The organism is Gammaproteobacteria bacterium (assembly GCA_021647245.1).
In the GTDB taxonomy this organism is placed as follows: Bacteria; Pseudomonadota; Gammaproteobacteria; order RBG-16-57-12; family RBG-16-57-12; genus JAFLJP01.
This window is the reverse complement of the sequence record JAKIVC010000032.1, coordinates 1-20,500: the sequence shown is the minus strand read 5'-3', so window position 1 is coordinate 20,500 and position 20,500 is coordinate 1. Positions and strand designations below refer to the sequence as shown.

General features: G+C 51.1%; 17 protein-coding genes and 1 pseudogene. 8 read left to right on the top strand and 10 right to left on the bottom strand.

Annotated features, from left to right (window positions below; translation table 11 throughout):
* Position 1 precedes the first annotated feature (1 nt).
* From L3J94_09905 to L3J94_09890, 4 genes are all read right to left on the bottom strand, one after another.
* Complete coding sequence (locus L3J94_09905) at positions 2-1,627, bottom strand: response regulator (protein ID MCF6219046.1); 1,626 nt, start codon at positions 1,625-1,627, stop codon at positions 2-4.
* A gap of 91 nt (positions 1,628-1,718) precedes the next feature.
* A complete protein-coding gene (locus L3J94_09900) occupies positions 1,719-2,561 on the bottom strand; it encodes a peptidoglycan DD-metalloendopeptidase family protein (protein MCF6219045.1) in 843 nt (280 codons plus the stop codon).
* Positions 2,551-3,891: an exodeoxyribonuclease VII large subunit gene (gene xseA, locus L3J94_09895; protein MCF6219044.1), complete on the bottom strand. Its 1,341-nt coding sequence runs from the start codon at positions 3,889-3,891 to the stop codon at positions 2,551-2,553. Before xseA ends, L3J94_09900 begins: the two co-directional genes overlap by 11 nt.
* A gap of 27 nt (positions 3,892-3,918) precedes the next feature.
* The gene (locus L3J94_09890) at positions 3,919-4,215 is read right to left on the bottom strand and encodes a hypothetical protein (protein ID MCF6219043.1); all 297 of its coding nucleotides are present in this window, start codon (positions 4,213-4,215) and stop codon (positions 3,919-3,921) included.
* 269 nt (positions 4,216-4,484) lie between these two features.
* Here L3J94_09890 and guaB point away from each other — a divergent pair, with 269 nt between their 5' ends.
* Both guaB and guaA read left to right on the top strand, forming a co-directional pair.
* Positions 4,485-5,945, top strand: coding sequence for an IMP dehydrogenase (gene guaB / locus L3J94_09885; protein ID MCF6219042.1), 1,461 nt, complete (start codon positions 4,485-4,487; stop codon positions 5,943-5,945).
* A gap of 84 nt (positions 5,946-6,029) precedes the next feature.
* Entirely contained in the window at positions 6,030-7,613 is a 1,584-nt protein-coding gene (guaA, locus tag L3J94_09880) for a glutamine-hydrolyzing GMP synthase (protein ID MCF6219041.1), read from the top strand.
* Positions 7,614-7,723: 110 nt separating this feature from the next.
* Here the strand turns inward: guaA and argA are convergent, their stop codons facing one another.
* A complete protein-coding gene (gene argA / locus L3J94_09875; GenBank protein ID MCF6219040.1) occupies positions 7,724-9,043 on the bottom strand; it encodes an amino-acid N-acetyltransferase in 1,320 nt (439 codons plus the stop codon).
* A 24-nt stretch (positions 9,044-9,067) separates the two neighbouring features.
* The gene (locus L3J94_09870) at positions 9,068-9,397 is read right to left on the bottom strand and encodes a YajD family HNH nuclease (GenBank protein ID MCF6219039.1); all 330 of its coding nucleotides are present in this window, start codon (positions 9,395-9,397) and stop codon (positions 9,068-9,070) included.
* Positions 9,398-9,539: 142 nt separating this feature from the next.
* On the opposite strand from L3J94_09870, the gene L3J94_09865 reads away from it, so the two are divergent.
* The 3 genes from L3J94_09865 (at position 9,540) to L3J94_09855 (ending at position 13,328) form a co-directional block, all read left to right on the top strand.
* Positions 9,540-11,741 carry a heavy metal translocating P-type ATPase gene (locus tag L3J94_09865; GenBank protein MCF6219038.1) on the top strand — a complete coding sequence of 734 codons (2,202 nt, stop codon included), beginning with the start codon at positions 9,540-9,542 and terminating at the stop codon, positions 11,739-11,741.
* A 324-nt stretch (positions 11,742-12,065) separates the two neighbouring features.
* Positions 12,066-12,929, top strand: a complete 864-nt coding sequence (locus L3J94_09860) for an LEA type 2 family protein (GenBank protein MCF6219037.1) — start codon at positions 12,066-12,068, stop codon at positions 12,927-12,929.
* 108 nt (positions 12,930-13,037) lie between these two features.
* Positions 13,038-13,328: a hypothetical protein gene (locus L3J94_09855; GenBank protein MCF6219036.1), complete on the top strand. Its 291-nt coding sequence runs from the start codon at positions 13,038-13,040 to the stop codon at positions 13,326-13,328.
* Positions 13,329-13,584: 256 nt separating this feature from the next.
* On the opposite strand, the pseudogene L3J94_09850 reads toward L3J94_09855, so the two are convergent.
* The 4 genes and pseudogenes from L3J94_09850 to trxB all read right to left on the bottom strand — a co-directional run bounded on the left by L3J94_09850 (position 13,585) and on the right by trxB (position 16,992).
* Positions 13,585-13,820: pseudogene (locus L3J94_09850) on the bottom strand (type II toxin-antitoxin system RelE/ParE family toxin).
* 554 nt (positions 13,821-14,374) lie between these two features.
* The gene (locus L3J94_09845) at positions 14,375-15,115 is read right to left on the bottom strand and encodes an arginyltransferase (GenBank protein MCF6219035.1); all 741 of its coding nucleotides are present in this window, start codon (positions 15,113-15,115) and stop codon (positions 14,375-14,377) included.
* Positions 15,116-15,826 (bottom strand): leucyl/phenylalanyl-tRNA--protein transferase, encoded by a 711-nt coding sequence (gene aat / locus L3J94_09840; GenBank protein MCF6219034.1) that lies wholly within the window; start codon positions 15,824-15,826, stop codon positions 15,116-15,118.
* Positions 15,827-16,038: 212 nt separating this feature from the next.
* Positions 16,039-16,992, bottom strand: coding sequence for a thioredoxin-disulfide reductase (gene trxB, locus L3J94_09835; GenBank protein ID MCF6219033.1), 954 nt, complete (start codon positions 16,990-16,992; stop codon positions 16,039-16,041).
* Positions 16,993-17,238: 246 nt separating this feature from the next.
* Here trxB and L3J94_09830 point away from each other — a divergent pair, with 246 nt between their 5' ends.
* From L3J94_09830 to L3J94_09820, 3 genes are all read left to right on the top strand, one after another.
* Complete coding sequence (locus tag L3J94_09830) at positions 17,239-19,497, top strand: DNA translocase FtsK 4TM domain-containing protein (GenBank protein ID MCF6219032.1); 2,259 nt, start codon at positions 17,239-17,241, stop codon at positions 19,495-19,497.
* Between the two features lie 2 nt (positions 19,498-19,499).
* A complete protein-coding gene (lolA, locus tag L3J94_09825) occupies positions 19,500-20,123 on the top strand; it encodes an outer membrane lipoprotein chaperone LolA (GenBank protein ID MCF6219031.1) in 624 nt (207 codons plus the stop codon).
* 5 nt (positions 20,124-20,128) lie between these two features.
* A partial coding sequence (locus tag L3J94_09820) for an AAA family ATPase (GenBank protein MCF6219030.1) occupies positions 20,129-20,500 on the top strand: 372 nt, incomplete at its 3' end.

Sequence of the window (20,500 nt, the reverse complement as noted above, 5' to 3'; positions counted from 1 at the left end):
CCTATGGTTGTAGGCAGCTTTTTTCTAACAGGCTGAACTTCTTTGCAAGCTGTTGATAGCGCCGGTCATTGGCATCTTGCTTTTTTGCATTATTGAGATAGCGCCGGCACTGTAGTATGCGCTCATCGTTGCAGCCATTTTTTTGCAGATCTAGAATGAGTGCTTGGGCCGCGTTGAGGTTAACGACTTTATTGGCTGGTAGCTTACGGGCCGCATTAACAAAGAGCTCAATCGCCTCATCCAGCTTGCCGCTGTTGGCGAGCTTGGCTGCTTGGTTGTTGATGTTGGCAATTCGGGTAATCGCATTCTGCACCATTTTCTCCCCCTCTTTTGCCAGCCCTGCTTGATTGAAAGCCTCGCGAGCGCGGGCAATAAAGTGCTCGTTCTCGTGGTTGTTTTCAATGACATCCAGCATGATCTCCACCCCAACCTCCTGATCGCCGTGGCGAAGGCACGCTTCAGCAACGCCCAGTGAGGCGGCTGCAGAAATATCATCATCTGCCTCCTTTTTTCGGAGTAGTCTTTTTGCTTTCTCCAGGCTCTCAACGGCACGTTCTTGGCGGTTTACGGCATCATGTACTTCACTTTCGGATACCGCTAATTTCAACAGCGCATCGGTTTGCTGGGCAAAGTTTTCGCGCCCCTGTTTTAGGCACTGTAGCGCTTTTTGATCACGCTTCTGCTCAACCAAAATTTTGGCTAGGTTGGTAAAGTCATCTGCTCGTTTAAAGGCAGAGCCTTTACTGAGTTTTACCGCTGCTTTGCTGGCCCGCTCAGCAACGGCAGTATCACCGTTGCTGATGGCAATGTCGGCCAAGTGTTGTCGGCGCACTAATATGTTGGGGGAGAGGTCACTGGCTTGCTGGAGGATGGCTTGCGCCTGATGGTTGTCGCCGAGTGCTTCCAGGGTGCGCGCCAGCCAATCGTAAGCATCCATCTGGTTGGGGGACTCTTTTAGCAGTGTAGAGAATATCTCTTTTGCTTCATGATATTTTTTGCGCTCAAAGTAGGCCTTTCCGAGTCCCATCTGCGCCCAGGGAAGGGAGTATTGTTGCAGTACCTCTTGGTATAGATCGGCCGCTTTTGTATACTCTTCGGCCAGGTGTAATATGTTTCCCTTTACCTTTAGCAGGTTAATAGCATTTTTGGGGTATTTATCACTCAGTGAATCACAGATTGTGATCGCCCTATCGTAGTGCCTCTCTGCTAATGCTTCTCCAACAAGATTCAACCCCTGTTTGCGATAGAGGAGCCTTTGCAGGCGCTTGATTAAAACCTCTTTGGTGAAGGGTTTGGTGAGGTAGTCATCGGGTTCATACTCCACGGCAGCCATCACCATTGCCCGGGTATTTTCACCGGTAATGACCATGAACAGAGAAGAGAAATCTAATATACCTTCATGGCGTGCCTCCTCAAGGATCTGTTGTCCATCCTTGCTCTCACCCATATTGTAGTCGCATAGGACAATGTCATATTTTTTGCGGCGCATCTTCTCGATGGCGTCATCACCATTGCCAGAATCATCGACGGCTTCCGGATTATACTCCATCAGCATGCGCCGACAGGTATTACGCATTTCAGAGAAATCATCAATAATCAGGATGTTGAGGTTCTCTAAATTAAACACCTGGGGCAGAGTATCCTTAGGTTTTGATTTGCGTGATATAGCTATCGACTATTTGAGAGTATCCTTTATACGCCAGACAGTGATGCTGGTTTCACGGAGCTGACAGTTGCAACCGCTGTAGTGCAGGGCTGAGCAGCGCGGGGTTGACTCGAGCATCATTTAGACTGACACCCCAGTGCAGGTGTGGGCCAGTTGAACGACCGGTGGTACCGACAGTACCGAGCAAGTCGCCCTGCTTTACATGCTCGCCCTCACTAACGGCTATCTCATTCATATGGCAGTACAGAGTGATCAACCCTTGGCCATGATCAACAAAAACGGTATTTCCGTTGAAAAAATAGGCTCCAGTGCGCACCACAACACCATCAGCGGGCGATGTGATGGGGGTTCCTTCGGGTGCGGCAATATCGGTACCGCTATGGGGTTTGCGCGGTTGCTCATTGAAGTAACGTTGCAACCCGAAACGACTGCTGAGGCGACCCGTCACGGGGAGCGCAAGTTCGGGCAGTGACGGGTTGCCATCCCGCCAGCTTCGTAAGGCTGATTTTATCTCTGCGCGCTCGCGACCGATACGATCCATATCAAGTGTATTGGGGCTAACGTGCCGCTTGTTTTTAACCGTAATGTATTGTGTTTCATAGGCCATCTCCTCAACCACGAAAGCAAGTGGCTGCTCGCCGTTATCCATCTTTAAGTGGTGGGTTCCTGGCTTTAAACTAAGTGGCAGCCCGACCACTGCATGCCACCGCTCTTGGTGCTGAATCGTCATCACCTGGCGGTTATTAAAATAGATGCCGGGTGGCTGTGTATCATGGGGTAGCTCGATAAGCACGACCCCACCGGGTACCGCTGCTTGCTGTGGTGTGAAACTGGCAAAAAGGGGTGTTGCCATTAGCGTTAGAAAAAAGCTGTAGATGATGGCTTTAATTGTCATGCTGCTGCTCGATAGTCGCTTCTATTTGGCCCTTGTTAAGCCGAATATTGATTTTATCCCCACAGTTGAGCTGCTCAGATGAGCGAATCACAGCGCCACTTTTTTTGCTGGTGACGATGCTGTAGCCCCGACTGAGCGTGGCAAGGGGGCTGACGGTGTTGAGGTGATGGGCATATTGAGTAAGCGTCTGCTTGCGATCATGTAAAATATTTTCACAACCACGGTGGAGGCGGCGGCTCAATTGCTGAAAATGCAGTACGTAGTGTGTCAGTCGGTGTGACGGTGTGTTTTGTTGAACCTGTGTCGCAAGCAGCTCAACCCTTTGCTGCTTTCGGTTAATGACTTGTGTGATCTGCCTGATCAGCTGTTGCTCTATCTCATCGAGCTGTTGAGACTGCGCCATGATCTTCTGTTGCGGGTGGCGAATACGCTGTTGTAGCCAGGCGAGTTGCTGTTTTTTTGGATTAATCTGGTTTAGAGCGCTGCGGTCCAGGCGCTGTTTGAGTTGCTGCAGTCGATGCTGCCATGCGCTGTGGTCTGGGCTAGCCATTTCGGCGGCAGCCGAAGGTGTGGCTGCGCGTTGATCGGCAACAAAGTCACAAATGGTGTAATCAATTTCATGGCCAACAGCGCTGATAATTGGGATTGGAGCGCTATAAATCAGGCGCGCCAGTGGCTCGCTATTGAATGCCCAGAGGTCCTCTATTGAGCCGCCACCCCGTCCGATGATCAAGGTGTCGCACCTTCTCTCATCAATGGCGCATTGCAGCGCACTAATAATATGCTCGGCTGCCTGCTCACCCTGCACCGCAGCGGGGTAGAGGGTGACGGGGATCGAGGGGGCTCGACGTTTTAAAACATGTAAAATATCCCTGATAGCCGCACCGGTAGGGGATGTGATAATTCCGATTCGCTGTGGGTGGGGTGGTATTTCATGTTTATGTCGGGCTTCAAACAGCCCTTCACTCTGCAGCCGACCTTTTAACGCCTCGTAGGCATGGCGGAGTGCACCATCACCAGCCTCTTCCATGTGCTCGGCAATGAGCTGAAAGTCTCCTCGGGCTGTGTAGAGGCTGACGCGGGCGCGAATAAGTACTTGATCACCATTTTTAGGCTGAAATGGGATATGCATATTGCGCATGCGAAACATGGCACTGCGTACTTGGCAGCGGCTATCTTTAAGGGTGAAGTACCAGTGGCCAGAGCTTGGGCAGGAGAAGTTAGATATTTCACCCTCTACCCAGATGAGAGGGAAGGTGCCTTCTAGAAGCTCTTTTGCCTCAGTCGATAGTTGGCTGATGTTGTAGATGAAACGCTGTTTTTGGTTCATATTCGTGATTTTTCTCTTTACTGCTGATCAAAACTGCCAAGGTTTGATCTGTTGCTGCTTCATGTTTTGTGTGAGTGCGGCTTCGCTCTCAAAGCGCGCTTGACGGGCAACCTCAAGCGCACGCGAGTAGTCGCCAGTGGCATCAATGCGTTTTGCCTCTTCGATCAGTGTTTGTGTATTAACCCAGCTGCCGCCATGTTGCTCGGCAAGCAGCAGCTTATATTCTGCAACCTGAATGGTGAGATCAGAAATCTCATTGACCGGTGCTGCTGCCATGCACCCGCAAAGAGAGAGGATCGATAAGAGGAGGATAAACTTTTTCATCGTCAATGTCAGGAAGCAGTGAATAGGTAATCCTTAGTTATATCGGCTGAGAGAACAGTATATGTAGTTGATCGGGCGATTAATAGAATCACCTTGTGTGTGGTTTTTGCAGGTGGAGTCGAGGCGGCCTTAATCTCTGCTTTTTTCGGTATATTTTTACTTTTTGACCCTTATTTATTGGCAGGGAGAAAAAACTATCTTTCGTGTAAAGGTCTCAGGCTATATAATGCTTGGCTAACAGTAACAACTTGTGACGGAATAACTCCAATATGCGTATAGCTCAAGATGCCCTGACATTTGATGATGTGTTGCTGATTCCGGCACACTCAACCGTAATGCCTAAAGAGGTCCGCCTCTCCACTCAGCTGACACGGGATATCAGCCTGAATATTCCACTGCTGTCTGCTGCAATGGATACCGTTACCGAATCCCGCTTGGCCATTACTCTGGCGCAGGAGGGTGGAATCGGGATTATTCATAAAAACATGACACCAGCAGAGCAGGCGGCTCAAGTGCTGACGGTCAAAAAATTTGAAAGCGGTGTTATAAAAGACCCGATCACGGTGTCACCCAATGTCAGTATTCATGAGGTACTCGAGTTAACTCGGGAGAAAAATATCTCGGGTGTCCCGGTAGTGGATGGTGAGGAGCTGGTAGGGATTGTCACACACCGTGATTTGCGCTTTGAAACGCGCTTAAGTGAGCCGGTATCCACCATTATGACTCCAAAAGAGCAGTTGGTGACGGTGACCGCAGGGACATCTCGTGAAGAAGTCCTAAGCTTGTTACATGAAAACCGTATTGAAAAAGTACTGGTGGTTAATGATGACTTTGAGCTGCGCGGCTTGATCACCGTAAAAGATATTCAAAAAGCGACAGACAAGCCGGATGCGTGTAAAGATGACCAGGGCCGCCTACGGGTGGGCGCAGCAGTGGGTGTGGGTGTCGGTACAGATGAGCGTATCGCAGCACTGGTTGAAGCGGGTGTTGATGTGATTATTATCGATACCGCTCATGGCCATTCGCAGGGGGTTTTGGATCGTGTTAAATGGGCCAAAGCTAACTACCCCTCATTGCAAGTGATCGGTGGCAATATCGCCACAGGTGCTGCTGCCAAGGCGCTGGTCGAGGCGGGAGCCGATGGTGTAAAAGTGGGTATCGGGCCAGGTTCTATTTGTACTACCCGCGTGGTTGCCGGTGTGGGTGTTCCCCAAGTGACCGCAATTTCGAATGTTGCAGAAGCACTGGCAGGCACTGGCGTACCGTTGATCGCCGATGGCGGGGTGCGCTTTTCAGGTGACCTCGCCAAAGCACTGGCCGCCGGTGCTTACTCAGTGATGGTGGGTGGGATGCTGGCCGGTACAGATGAGGCACCCGGAGAGGTTGAGATATTTCAGGGTCGATCATACAAGTCATATCGTGGCATGGGTTCGCTGGGTGCGATGGCGCAGTCACAGGGTTCAAGTGACCGCTACTTCCAAGAGAGTAGTGATGCCGACAAGTTGGTGCCCGAAGGCATTGAAGGGCGCGTTCCTTACAAAGGCACCATGGTGACCATCGTACATCAGCTGATGGGGGGCGTGCGCTCTTCGATGGGCTATACCGGTTGCAGCACTATTGATGAGATGCGTACCAAACCAGAATTTTGCCGTATTACTTCAGCAGGGATGCTGGAGAGTCATGTTCATGACGTAACCATTACCAAAGAAGCGCCTAACTACCGCGTATAAAACATTACGCTGGCATAAACGACTGTGGCCGGGTTGCCCGGCCACAGTCGTTTTTTTGATGACATAACTCTTAAAGTGGCCTCCATGAAACCAGACAGCAACATCCATTCTCAGCGTATCCTGATTCTCGATTTTGGCTCCCAGTACACACAACTGATTGCACGTCGTGTGCGTGATGCCGGGGTTTACTGTGAACTGCGCTCGTGTGACATGGCCCCCGCAGAAATCGAAAACTTTGCCCCCAGCGGCATCATTCTCTCCGGTGGGCCGGAGTCCGTTACCGCAGAAGATACTCTTGAAGCACCTGCGATTGTGTTTGAGATGTGTGTGCCGGTACTGGGTATCTGCTACGGTATGCAGGCCATGGCTGAGCAGCTAGGTGGTCGGGTTGAAACCTCAGCTCACCGAGAGTTTGGCTACGCTCAGGTGCAGACTTGGGGCGGCTCTGACCTGTTGCGTGATATTGAAGATCACGCCTCAGATGAAGGTGACGGGGTGCTGGATGTCTGGATGAGCCATGGTGATCGTGTTGCTGAGGTACCAGAAGGTTTCGAAGTCATCGCTAGCACATCAAGTGCCCCGATTGCCGGCATGGCAGATGATGGTCGCCGCTTTTATGGCTTACAGTTTCACCCGGAAGTGACGCACACTCGTCAGGGTGAGCGGATGATTGAGCGCTTTGTTCACCAAATTTGCGGCTGCGAAGCGCTATGGAATTCGGGCAATATCATCGAAGATGGCATTGCAACCATTCGAGAGAAGGTAGGCAGTGATGAGGTTATTCTCGGCCTTTCGGGAGGCGTAGACTCTTCAGTGGTTGCCGCACTGCTGCACCGTGCGATTGGTGATCAACTCACTTGTGTATTTGTTGATAATGGCTTGTTGCGCCTTAATGAAGGTGATCAAGTCATGTCGACCTTTGCGCAGCACATGGGGGTTAAAGTGGTTCGTGTTGATGCGGAGCAGCGTTTTCTGAATGCCTTAAAAGGCGAGAGTGACCCCGAGAAAAAACGTAAAATAATTGGCAACCTGTTTGTCGATATTTTTGATGAAGAGTCGACCAAACTGGATAACGCCAAGTGGCTGGCTCAGGGAACGATCTACCCGGATGTTATCGAATCGGCAGCCACCAAGGGCGGCAAAGCACACGTAATCAAATCCCACCACAATGTTGGCGGACTACCAGAGCACATGAAATTGAAGCTGCTTGAGCCGTTGCGAGAACTCTTCAAGGACGAAGTACGCAAACTGGGTCTGGAGCTTGGCCTGCCCTACGACATGGTCTACCGTCACCCCTTCCCAGGGCCGGGGCTGGGTGTGCGTATTCTTGGAGAGGTGAAAAAAGAGTATGCCGACCTGCTGCGCTGTGCGGATGCAATCTTTCTTGAAGAGCTGCACAAAGCCGACCTCTACCATAAAATAAGCCAGGCATTCGCCGTATTTCTACCGGTAAAATCAGTCGGTGTGATGGGTGATGGTCGCCGTTACGATTATGTCATCGCGTTACGCGCAGTAGAAACCGTCGACTTCATGACCGCCCGCTGGTCACACATTCCCTACGAAGTGCTTGAGGTGATGTCAAACCGCATTATCAACGAAGTAGAAGGTATCTCCCGTGTCACCTACGATATATCCGGAAAGCCACCCGCTACTATCGAGTGGGAGTAGGCTGGCAGGTTTTGCTGATAGTCAGCGCAAAGTCATCATGAAGCCAGTTGCCCCGTAGGCGAGTTGGCTTTATGCCTCTTTTTTATCGCGCCCTCTTGTGCAAAGGTCTCTTATACACTGAGCGGCATACTAAATATTTTTGATTTGCGCTGGTAGTTATAGAGCTGCTGCTTTTCAAGCGGAAGTTGGCTGATGTCGGTCTCGGAAAAGCCTCGTTCAATAAACCAGTGGGCGGTACGGGTGGTGAGGGTAAACAGCTCTTGTAAGCCCTGCTGTTTCGCTTGCTGTTTGATATAGCTAACCAGCGCATCACCCCGCCCACTGTTGCGATATGCGTGGTGGACGGCTACACAGGCCAGTTCTCCGATGTGGTATTTGGGGTAGGGGTAGAGAGCCGCGCAGCCGATGATGGTGCCATCACGTTCCACTACGGTAAATTGCGAAATCTCCTGCTCGAGGCGCTCACGGGAGCGCCGTACTAATATACCTTGCTGCTCCAGTGGTTCCAGTAGCTCAATGATGCCACCGACATCCTCTATTGCTGCCTGACGGGTTCCCTCGAAGAGGTTATTAGAGATCAGTGTGCCGATGCCATCGCGGGTGAATAGCTCCTGTAGCAGTGCGCCATCGATGTGGCGAGGAATCAAATGTGCGCGGTGTAGCCCCTCCTGACAAAGTGTTGCGGCATCGTGAAGATAGCGCTTTGCCTCGTCAGTAAGTGTACGGTTGTATTGAATCAGCCGCTGCGCTTCAGTCGGCTTGAGCTCTCTGATGAGCGTGCCTTGCTCATCTGTCAGCTCACTGCTTTCGGTGAGATAGATCAGCTTATCGGCATTGAGTGCGCGGCTGGTTGAGACGGCAACATCTTCTGCCAGCAGGTTAAAAACTTCCCCTGTAGGGGAGTAGCCCATGGGAGAGAGCAGTACTATCCACCCCTGATCGAGCAGTTGCTGGATCGCTTCGTTATCGACGCGACGCACCTCACCTGTGTGGCAGTGGTCGATACCTTCGTGCACCCCCATCGGTTTTGCGGTGATGAAATTACCAGAGGCGACGCGCAGCCGTGCACCCGCCATTGGCGAGTTGGCAACGCCCATGGTGAGTAGGGCTTCAATCTCCATTCGCACCGTGCCCACCGCCTGTTTCACATAGGGGAGTGCTGCGCTATTGGTGATGCGAATGCCGTTGTGGATCAGTGGCGTGATGTGGTGTTGGCTGAGGGATTGCTCGATTTGAGGGCGGGCGCCATGCACTAATACCAGCTTTATTCCCAGGCTATTGAGTAGTGCAATATCGTGAATTAAATGGGAAAATTCCTCATCCGCTACGCACTCTCCACCAAAGGCGAGTACAAAGGTGTGGCCACGAAAGGCGTTAATATAGGGAGCCGCGTTGCGGAACCACTGAACAAAGGTGTAGGCGTCGTGCAAGTTTATATCCTGGCGTAGGTCTATCTATTTATCTTTCTTAAGCATACTTTGCAAGTTGGCAAAAGGGTTGTGGGTGGCGGCATCGCGGCTCAACTGCTCTTCAGCATTGGCTTGTTCAGCTTCCAGTTGACGCTGGTGCTCATTGTCGTGGCAATAGAGGCATAACAGCTCCCAGTTGCTTCCATCTTCAGGGTTGTAGTCGTGGTTGTGATCGCGGTGGTGCACCGTCAATTCGTGTAAATTGGAACGCTCAAATTCACGACAGCAGCGGCCACATATCCACGGATAGAGCTTTAAAGACTTTTCGCGGTACCCTTGCTCGCGCTGTTTGCGATTTTGGTGAGCATTTGCCACTATCTGGTCAAGTTTGTTGTTCATGTTTACGGGTTCCACAGTTCATGTCGTCAGTACAGTAGGTCTATAGCGTATCGTAGCATTGGGAGTAGGGGAATTGAATAGGACAAAACAGCAAAGTTATCGCCTCTCCGTTAGTGGCATGAGTTGCGCGGGTTGTGTGGGGGGTGTTGAGCGGGCACTTACCGAGGTGGCGGGTGTAACAGAAGTTGAGGTCAACTTTGTTGAGCGCAGTGCCTATGTGGAAGGAGATGTGGAGCCGGAGCCGCTGCTGCAGGCTTGCCATGCCGCTGGATATCCGGCGTTTCTACTGCAAGAAGAGAGCGACGATCAGCAGCAAACCGCCAATGAGCAGGCGCAGTATCAACAACGGATTCGTCAGGCGGGAGTGGCGGCGCTGGTGGGTTTCCCTTTGATGTTTGCCATGCTGTTTGGCATGATGCCGGGTACGGAGAGTCCTATTGAACGGGGTGGGTGGTTGTTGTTTGGAGGGCTCTGCTTGCTGGTTATGATCTACTCCGGCGGTCATTTTTATCGCGGTGCCTGGGCGGGGTTTAAGCGCCACGATGCCAACATGGATACTCTGATTGCACTGGGCACCGGAACCGCATGGCTCTTTTCGATGGGGGTGCTGATTATCCCGCAATGGGTGCCCAGTGAAGCACGTCATCTCTATTTTGAAGCGGCAATGATGATTATCGCACTGGTTAATTTTGGCGCGGCACTGGAGATGCGGGCACGGGGTAAAACCTCGGCGGCAATTCATCGACTGTTGGATCAACGCCCTAAAGTTGCGCGGGTGGTACGCGAGGGGCGAGAACAAGATGTTCCAATTAGCCAAGTGGTAGCGCGTGAGCAGCTGCGCGTTCGCGCCGGAGAGCGGATTCCGGTTGATGGGGTGATTCTCGATGGTAGCTCATCTATTGATGAGTCGATGCTCACCGGGGAGCCATTGCCGGTGGAAAAACAGCCGGGAGACCCTGTTGTGGGTGGCACCATTAACCTCTCCGGCAGTTTTCTCTATCAGGCAACCGCGCTGGGTGAGGAGAGTGTGTTAGCGCAAATTATCGAGATGGTACGTTGTGCACAAGCCACCAAACCGGCTATAGGCCGCTTAGTAGACCGTGTCGCCTCATTTTTTGTACCGATCGTTTTAATTATTGCGGTATTGACGTTTTTGGGCTGGATGAATGTGGGGCCTGAACCGGCGCTGAATTATGCGCTGGTGGCAACCGTCACGGTGTTAATCATCGCTTGCCCATGCGTTTTGGGATTGGCAACGCCAATGTCGATTATGGTGGGAGTGGGTAAGGCGGCAGAGTATGGTGTCTTGATTCGGAATGGTGAAGCGTTACAAGCGGCGGCAAAAATTGACACCGTGGTATTTGATAAAACCGGCACGCTTACTGAAGGGCGACCTACGGTGTGCGACTTGGTCGTATCGAATGGCGGTGATGAATCACTGTTATTACAGGTGGCCGCCAGCGCTGAGCAGGGCTCTGATCATCCATTGGCAAAAGCAATTTTATCTCTCGCGAATGAGCGTGGCTTGCCCCTTATGCCACTAGGCGACTTCCAGTCCGTTAGCGGTTTTGGAGTGGAGGCAAAAGTGGATGGCTGGGTGATTCTAATCGGCAATCAGGCATTAATGCAACGGCAGCAGATCGATCTCAAACGCTTTACGGAACAACACATGGCGCTGCTAAGCCAGGGTAAAACGCCAGTCTTTGTTGCTCGTGGCGGTCAGTTACTGGGTGTATTGACACTACACGACCCGGTGAAAAGTGACTCAGCATCCGCTGTAGCGCGCTTGAAAACGATGGGATTGAGAGTGGTGATGCTCTCAGGTGATCAAGCCTCAGTCGCTAACAGCGTGGCACAGCAGCTAGCAATTGATGAAGTGATTGCCGAGGTGCTGCCAGCAGATAAGTCCAAAAAAATCAGTACTTATCAATCGGAAGGCGGAGTGGTGGCAATGGTGGGCGATGGTATCAATGATGCGCCCGCACTGGCACAGGCTGATGTGGGCTTTGCACTCGCCAGTGGTACCGATGTCGCCATGGAGAGTGCCGATATTACACTGATGCGCCACTCACTGCACAGTGTGGCGGATGCTATTGAAATATCACAGGCGACCCTAGGTAATATCAAACAAAACCTACTGGGTGCTTTTATCTACAACAGCCTGGGCATCCCTATCGCTGCGGGCCTCTTCTACCCCTTGCTGGGTGTGATGTTAAACCCGGTAGTTGCAGGTGCTGCAATGGCGCTCTCATCGGTAACGGTCGTGAGCAACGCCAATCGACTGCGATTCTTTAAACCAAAAAGAGGGCCAACAACATGATCTGGTTGAACCTGGCGGGTGGACTCATCATCGCATTTATTATCGGATGGTTTTGGCTGAGTAAAAAGTGAGCTTCTTGTAAATTGCCCTCGCTTAATCGCGGGCCGCCTTCTATTTTACTTCATACTCAAATCTGTTTTTATTAGTGTCGAAAGAGTGAGGTGAATGCGACAAGGTGAGTTACTCTTTTAGTGTGATATTTAGAGGCTGTAAAATAAGACCATCCAAAAGGAGATGTTGAACGCATGGATTAAACAAGGCATTATGGCCGGGTTTATTGCCACAATGCCTTGCCGCAACGGCGCTACATTTAGGGAAAACTGCATGTCCATCAAATGGCTAAAATCTACCCAACTACTATTAGTCGTTGCCATTATTTTTATAGCAACAGGTTGCTCGTTAAATGAGGTTAAAGAGGCGACTGGCATCAAAAAACCAAGTGTCAGTTTAGAGGGAATGCAAATCACAGATTTGACGATGGAGAGTGCAGGCCTGATCTTGAAACTGACGATTGATAACCCAAACCCGATCCCCATTAATTTGGCTGGCTTTGATTATGCCTTGCTATTTGATGGCAAGCAGCTGTTGGCGGGTAAGAAACGTGACCCATTTAAAATTGCGGCAAAAGATGTCAGCACCGTCACCGTACCCATTTCACTGAATTTTGCAGACCTTAAAGCGCTCTACCAAGGGGCAATGGATCAGGACACATTGAATTATGAGTTGCACACAACTGCCTTAGTCGACCTGCCGGTGATCGGCATGCAACAGTTCCCCTCAACGCAAAAGGGGCAGTTTCCCGTACCTAAAATCCCCGAGGTTTCGCTGGCTGGCATCCAGGTTAAAAAAATGGGGCTAAGTGGCGCTGAAATTGTGATAAGTGCCAAAATTAAAAATCCCAACGCTTTTGGTATTGATGTGAGTCAACTGGCTTATAGCCTCTCAATTAATGGTGCGCAGTGGGTTGAAAGTGCATTGAGTGAAACCATTAAACTAGCTGAAAAAAGTGCAACCCAAATCAACATCCCCTTGAAGTTGAACTTCATGGAGATGGGCAGTGCACTGATGAAAAGCAAAGGTTTGAATTACCAGCTCGAAGGCAATATGAATCTGGATACCGCATTACCGATGCTGAAAAATGTAAAAGTGCCTTTCGATAAGAGCGGTGTTGTGGGTGTGAAACGCTGAGCCAAACGAAAACAAAGAAAAAAGAGTGCCAGATACCTCTTCAGGTTTTTGGGGCGGGGTTTCCACTGGGTTCTGCCGGGTACCCCGTATCACTTATAAAGGGTAGCCATGTTAATTCTTCGAGCTGTTATCGCTATTGTCGCTTTAGTGTTATACGCACTGGCCGGTAGAGCCATTCTTAAAATGTTAAATATGCCAACCACAGCGCGGTCCATGGCTCTATTTGTAATTTCTGGCCCTGTAGTGGCTCTTCTATCACTGGTAATCCAGGCAGCGGTTATGGTAGAGGATCAGGGGCACTTGGGTGATGAGCCTCAGCTTTTGACCATGCTGACAGTCTCATTGATTCTTTCGCTTTTGGTTAGTGTAGTGACGGTTAAGCTCTTTGGTGCCAAGTAGGGGGCAGACCACAACGGCACTCACAGTACGCTTGGGGTTGAGGCGTACGGGGAGCATTCCAATGACCACTGGGAAGCTGAAGAGACGATGGGAAAAAAATGGAAACTTGGTTGGTCAGGTCGAAAAAATAAAGAGACAAATATTGTATTTCCCCCCTGTTTCAGCGCACCTTCACATGATGGATGGATCAAGCTTCACCATGCTAAGTGAAACGCCTTGTGCGGAGCCGCATGCAGGGTTACCCCGATTATATTTCTCATTCCGGCAACATGAGTAGCCTTTCACTACGCCACACCCTCACAGCGTGGACTGAATTCAATTCGCTTAAATACACGATGCGAAATGGCGGATGTATAAGCTCCCGAATCTTTTCATCCCCAAATTCTGAAACGATCCTACCAATATCCGGGTTATCGCTTAATGCTCAACAATTGAAAGCACAAACCCCTCTCCGATGTGAGGGGCTCCTTCGTCAAGATAATAATCTTTGATACGTTATACACAAAAAACGATGCTTTAGACTGTCCGCTAGAGCTAATTGTGTACGCCCAGCATGGGCGTGAACTAATGAGGTGAAAGTCCTCTGTAGGAAGATCATCGTCGAACACCGTGTGGTTAGTAGACGATAACGACTAGCGAATGGCAAGGGCCAACCCGTGAGGGGCGGTGTGAAGGGCAGATAGTTTGCTCCCTGCAATATCTGCATTCCCACCCTCCATGGTGGTCAAGCCGGACGCAGTGACAAAGTGCTCTTGGGGTGCAGGGAAAGTACACCCCACAAGGGGGTACCGAGGTCTGGGGATATCTGCTTAACAAGCGGTCGGCAGATAACCAGTAAGGTCACTGGTCGACCAAGCCTTGGCTTCTCAGCTTCCATCAACGGCGAAGAGCTAACGATATTGGCTAAGCGAAAAGCGATCTATGAAGCGGCCAAGCAACGAAACCCGGAACGCTGGAGTCGAGAAATCCGAAATTGGGCCGCCGTCAGTGAAGTGTGGTTGAACCCAGAAAATTAGGGTAAAAAAGGGCCTGGAATTAGAGGAAAATCAGCAGAGCGCTGGACAACTATCTTGACAAATACCGGAGGGCAGCGCATGCCACTTTTCACCATTGAACCACTGTAGTGGTTGGTAGTTGGTTTTGTAGCTCATTTTCCGACAGCCCTGAACCCAGTAGCCCAGATAGAGGTAAGGGAGTGACATTTGTCGGGCTTGCTCTATTTGCCACAATACGCTCATTACCCCTAGGCTGCGTTTTGATTGGTTTGGCTCAAAGTAGCTATAGACAGCGGATAGCCCATCTAATAGTGGGTCAGAGACGGCTACGGAGAGCAAAGCACCTTGTTGATCACGAAACTCGTAGAAGAAGGTCTTCTCCCAGGAGTTTTGAAGGAATTCAAAGGGAGCGTCCCCTGTCATGTCATCCATGCCACCGTTTGGGTGGCGGGTTTGGACGTAGCGTTTAAACAGCGCAAGGTGCTCTTGCCGATCGGGTGTTGTGGTTGCTGTGGTGGTTAGATCTCGATTTCTATTCCAGGTGCGCCGCTGCTGTCGGCTTGGCTGGAAATCTGCCACTGTGAGCCGGATGGCTTTGCATGCTTGGCACGCGGCGCAGTGAGGCCGATAGATATGGTCTCCGCTACGACGAAAGCCTTGTTGGGCCAGTTGGCTGTAGAGGGTGGTATTGATGGGTATTTCGGGGTCAATAAACAGGGTGCTGGATTGTTTGTTAGCAAGATAGTTGCAGGGGTGTGCTGGGCTAAGCAGTAGAGGCAGGGAGCGGGGCATCTACTTTTTTCTCCAAGCGTTTTCATTGGGCTGTTGCTGGCAGTGCATGTGGAGCTGCTGCAGGAAGGTTGCGCGGGGGATGACGACGGCACCTAGGCTCATAAGGTGGTCGCTCTGCAGTTGGCAGTCGATGAGTTGATATCCCCAATCAATCAGTTGTTGAACCAGGCTGATAAAGGCGGCTTTGGAGGCATTGCTGCGACGGCTGAACATCGACTCTCCAAAGAAAACCCGTCCGATTGCGATGCCGTATAAGCCGCCCACTAATTCATCTTGATACCAACACTCTGCTGAGTGAGCATCTCCTTGGCGGTGAAGTTCAGAGTAGGCTTGAAACATCTCATCGGTAATCCAGGTTCCCTGTTGATCGCCACGGGGGGCAGCGCATTCGCGCATGACGTGCTCAAAGGCGTTATCCAGGGTGATGGTGTATTCACCTTTTCGTAGTGTTTTATTCATTGAACGTGACACTTTGAGTTGTTGCGGGTAGACAACACAGCGTGGATCAGGCGACCACCAGAGAATCGGTTGTTGGTCGCTGAACCAAGGAAAAACACCTTGTTGATAGGCGCTGAGCAGCCGTTTGCGGCTCAGGTCGCCACCCACTGCCAGCAGGCCATCGGGTTCTGTTAGTGCAAGGTTGGGGTCTGGAAAGATCGTGTGGTGCTGGTGCAGTAAAAAGGGTGGGCCGATATGCAGTTGATCACTCATGCCTTGATTATCCTGGAAACCTCAATGGGGTCGCGAAAGCTTAAACAACCTTTTGGCGTACCTGGCACGTTTTTCCGTTTTATCAGGTACGCCAATATGTTACGCCTCTTTTGCGCACTCAGCTGAGGCTTTTAAAGGCTATAGAGCGCCGCTATGGGTGCATGTAGTACAAAAAATACCCAAGCGATGCGAAGTTGTCCTATTTTTGGCGGCTATTTTTCCAGCGAATCAAGAAAGCGCTCGGCATCGAGTGCCGCCATGCAGCCGGTACCTGCAGAGGTGATGGCTTGACGGTAGATGTGGTCTGCGACATCACCGGCTGCATAGACACCTTCTATGCTGGTTTGAGTGGCGTTGCCTTCGCTGCCGCCTTTGACTGATAGGTAACCGTGCTCCATCGCCAGCTGGCCATCAAAAATAGCGGTGTTGGGCGAGTGGCCAATGGCGACAAAGAGCCCCATAACCGAAATATCCTGGGTGGCACCCTCTTTGTTTTTAATCCGAATGCCGGTTACCCCCATTTCATCGCCCAGTACTTCATCAAGTTCGCTGTTCCACTCGATATGAATGTTGCCATTTTTGGCTTTTTCCATGACTTTATCGATCAGTATTTTCTCGGAACTGAATGAGTCACGGCGGTGAATAATGGTCACCTTGGAGGCGATATTTGAGAGGTAGAGTGCCTCTTCAACGGCGGTGTTACCCCCGCCAATTACCGCTATTTCTTTGTTTTTATAGAAGAATCCATCACAAGTTGCACAGGCGGAAACCCCACGGCCTTTGAACTTCTCCTCAGAGTCGAGGCCCAAATAGCGGGCGGAGGCACCGGTAGCGATAATTAATGCATCACAGCTATAAGTTGCTTCGTCGCCTTTCAGGGTGAACGGGCGGGATTTCAGGTCGACTTCGTTGATGTGATCAAAGATGATTTCGGTGCCAAAGCGTTCGGCGTGTTTTTGCATGCGCACCATCAACTCCGGCCCCATCACCCCATCGTGATCCCCTGGCCAGTTATCGACATCGGTGGTGGTGGTTAACTGTCCACCTTGCTGCATACCCGTAATGATGACAGGGTTCAGGTTGGCGCGGGCAGCGTAGACGGCGGCGGTATAACCTGCCGGGCCGGAGCCTAAGATCAGCAGGCGGCTGTGTTTGGCGTCGCTCATGGATGTTCTCCGTTCGATAGTGGTAAGGGGGATGGGTTGCGCTATAGCACTTTTATGTTACGAGATGCAGTGGCAGGGGTAAAGCAGAGAAGTCATTGATGTGAGGAATCTCTTAACCCTTGTAAAGGGCTGTGTCGCGAAGTGATTGGCGTGTGATAGAATTGGAACGATTATTGGTGATAGTAAATTTGAGGAGTCTCCTTGGCCCAGGGTAGCCTGAAAAGCAGTGAAGAGAGCGGTGAGACGATGCGGACGAGCCGGCGTGTGCGTGAGAGTGCGCTGTTTGTGGTGGGTGCGATTGCCTTATATTTACTGGTCTCGCTGCTGAGCTATAGCAGTGATGACCCCGGCTGGTCTCACAGCAAGCAGGTGGGTGCGATTGCCAATCTGGGTGGTGTGGTGGGTGCATGGTTTGCCGATTTATCGCTGCTTTTGGTCGGTTATCTTGCCTATTTAGTTCCCATTATGGTGGCTTTTCTGGCTTGGGTGCTGTTTAAGGGTGAGGTGCAGCAGCATCGCCTAGATGGTCGCGAACTTTCGATTCGCCTTTTTGGCTTTGCGTTAACACTGGGTGCAGGTTCCGGGTTGGCGGCCATGCACTTTGTGGTCGGTGTGGGGAGTATGCCATTGGGTGCCGGTGGCATACTGGGTGAGCTGGTCTCGAGTCTCTTGATAAGCTCCTTTAGTTTTTTGGGCGCTACTCTCTTTTTTCTGGCACTTTTTCTGGCGGGTGTCACCTTTTTTACTTCACTCTCCTGGCTCTGGCTGATGGATACCATTGGGCGTTTTGCGCTCTGTGGCATGAGTTGGTTGCGTTTTAAGTACAGCGATCTACGTGAGCGCTTTGCGGCACGCAGAGTGCGTAAAATGCGTGAAGTGACGGTGAAATTAAAAATTGAAAAACGAAAAGATAAGCCGGAGGTGCGCATTGAGCCGCTGATCGCGCCGGTCAAGGTGAGCGAACGGCTGGAAAAAGAGAAGCAGGTTCCGCTGTTTAATGAGTTGCCGAGTGTCGGTAGTTTGCCTGCATTGGCGCTGCTGGATGATGCACAACCACCCAAGCATGTGGTGTCGGTTGAATCACTGGAAGGGCTATCCCGACTGGTGGAGATCAAGTTGGCAGATTTTGGTATTGAGGTTGAAGTGGTTGCGGTGACACCGGGGCCGGTGATTACCCGCTTCGAACTGCAACCTGCACCAGGCATCAAAGTGAGCCGGATTACCGGGTTGTCGAAAGATCTGGCACGGGCACTCTCGACTGAGAGCGTGCGTATTGTGGAGGTGATTGCTGGCAAGACGACCATTGGCTTGGAGATACCCAACCAACATCGTGAAATGGTCTATTTGAGTGAAACCCTGCAATCAGAGGCGTATGACAAGATGAGTTCGCCGCTAACGCTGGCACTGGGCAAAGATATTAACGGCCAGCCGGTGGTGGCAGATTTGGCTAAAATGCCCCATCTGTTGGTGGCGGGTACCACTGGCTCGGGTAAGTCGGTGGCGGTGAACACCATGATCCTCAGTCTACTGTTCAAATCGACTCCCGATGATGTGCGTCTGATTATGGTTGATCCAAAAATGTTGGAGCTCTCTATCTATGAGGGTATTCCGCACCTGTTGTCGCCGGTGGTTACCGACATGAAAGAAGCGGCTAACGCTTTGCGCTGGTGTGTAGCCGAGATGGAGCGCCGCTATAAAATGATGGCCAAGCTCGGGGTGCGTAATATTGGCGGTGCCAATAAAAAAATAAAAGAGGCCCTTGCGGCAGGAGAGCCTCTCACTGACCCGCTGTTTAAACCCGCGCTGCCCGATGTGCCAGAAGAGGCTCCGCTATTGGAAACAATGCCTTATATCGTTGTGATCATCGATGAGTTGGCAGATATGATGATGGTGGTGGGGAAAAAGGTGGAGGAGTTGATTGCCCGGCTGGCGCAGAAGGCACGTGCAGCGGGTATCCACCTGATTTTGGCGACACAACGCCCTTCAGTGGATGTGTTAACGGGTCTTATTAAGGCTAATGTACCGACCCGTATTGCGTTTCAGGTTTCATCAAAAATAGATTCACGAACTATTCTTGACCAAATGGGGGCCGAGTCGCTGCTGGGTAATGGTGATATGTTGTACCAACCCCCCGGAACCAGTATTCCGGTGCGTGTGCACGGTGCTTTTGTAGATGATCATGAGGTTCACCGGGTAGTGGATGACCTTAAAAAACGAGGTGGCACTCATTACAACGAAGATATTTTGGCGGGTGATACCGGTGGTGAAACGATACCGGGTGAAAGTTATCAGGGGGAGAGTGAGGGCGATGCGCTATATGATGAAGCGGTGTTTTTTGTTACCCAGAGTCGTAAAGCATCCATCTCATCGGTACAACGGCGGCTAAAAGTGGGTTATAACCGAGCGGCTAATTTAGTGGAAGAGATGGAGCGCAGTGGTGTTATCTCTCCACCACAATCAAATGGTAATCGAGAGGTGTTGGCACCGCCACCACCGGAGGGTTGAGATTGAAAATAATATTTATCACACTGTTGGCGGTTACACCTCTATTTTCAACGGCATGGGCGGGTGAGGCGAGGAGCCAGCTGGATGCATTTCACCAGCAAGTGAAAACGTTGCAAGCTGATTTTGAACAGCGGCTGGTGAGCGAAAAAGGGGAAGTGAGACAGCACGCATTTGGCAAGGTATACATTCAACGCCCCGGCCAGTTTCGCTGGAACTATCACGCGCCCTACGAACAGATGATTATGGCTGACCACCATAAATTGACTCTCTACGATGTTGACTTGGAGCAAGTGACCATCAAAAAAATAGATGATGCATTTGGGCAAACCCCTGCCGTTGTTCTGAGTGGCGCGGGTGACCTTGATGAGAGTTTTAATATTATTGAGCTTGAACCCCATGATGGCATGCAGTGGGTGGCGTTATTGCCGCGTAACAAAGAGGGGAGCTTTGTGCGTATGCAACTCGGTTTTCTTGAGGGTGAGTTAAGCGTGATGATGTTGCAGGATAGTTTTAATCAGCTGACGACGATCACCCTCAGTAATGTGGTGCGTAACAAACCATTGCCTGCGGCAATTTTCGAGTTTGAGGTGCCCGAGGGTGTGGATGTTGTGGGCGATCTGGACTGAGCTTGATGGATGATCTTTTTTCCAGTACCGAAAATGACAACGCACCTTTAGCTGATCGTTTACGCCCCACTGATCTGGATGAGTATTTTGGTCAGCAACACCTTTTGGGGGAGGGGAAGCCGCTGCGTCAGGCGGTAGAGTCCGGCTCTCTCCACTCAATGATATTCTGGGGGCCGCCCGGCACCGGTAAAACTACCCTTGCACGCATGATTGCCAATAGGGCGCAGGTACTCTTTCTTACTCTCTCCGCTGTACTCTCAGGGGTCAAAGAGATTCGCGCCAGTGTTGACCAGGCAAAGCAGGCGCGGGTGCAGGGCAAGGGGACGGTGCTGTTTGTTGATGAGGTACACCGCTTCAATAAATCACAACAGGATGCC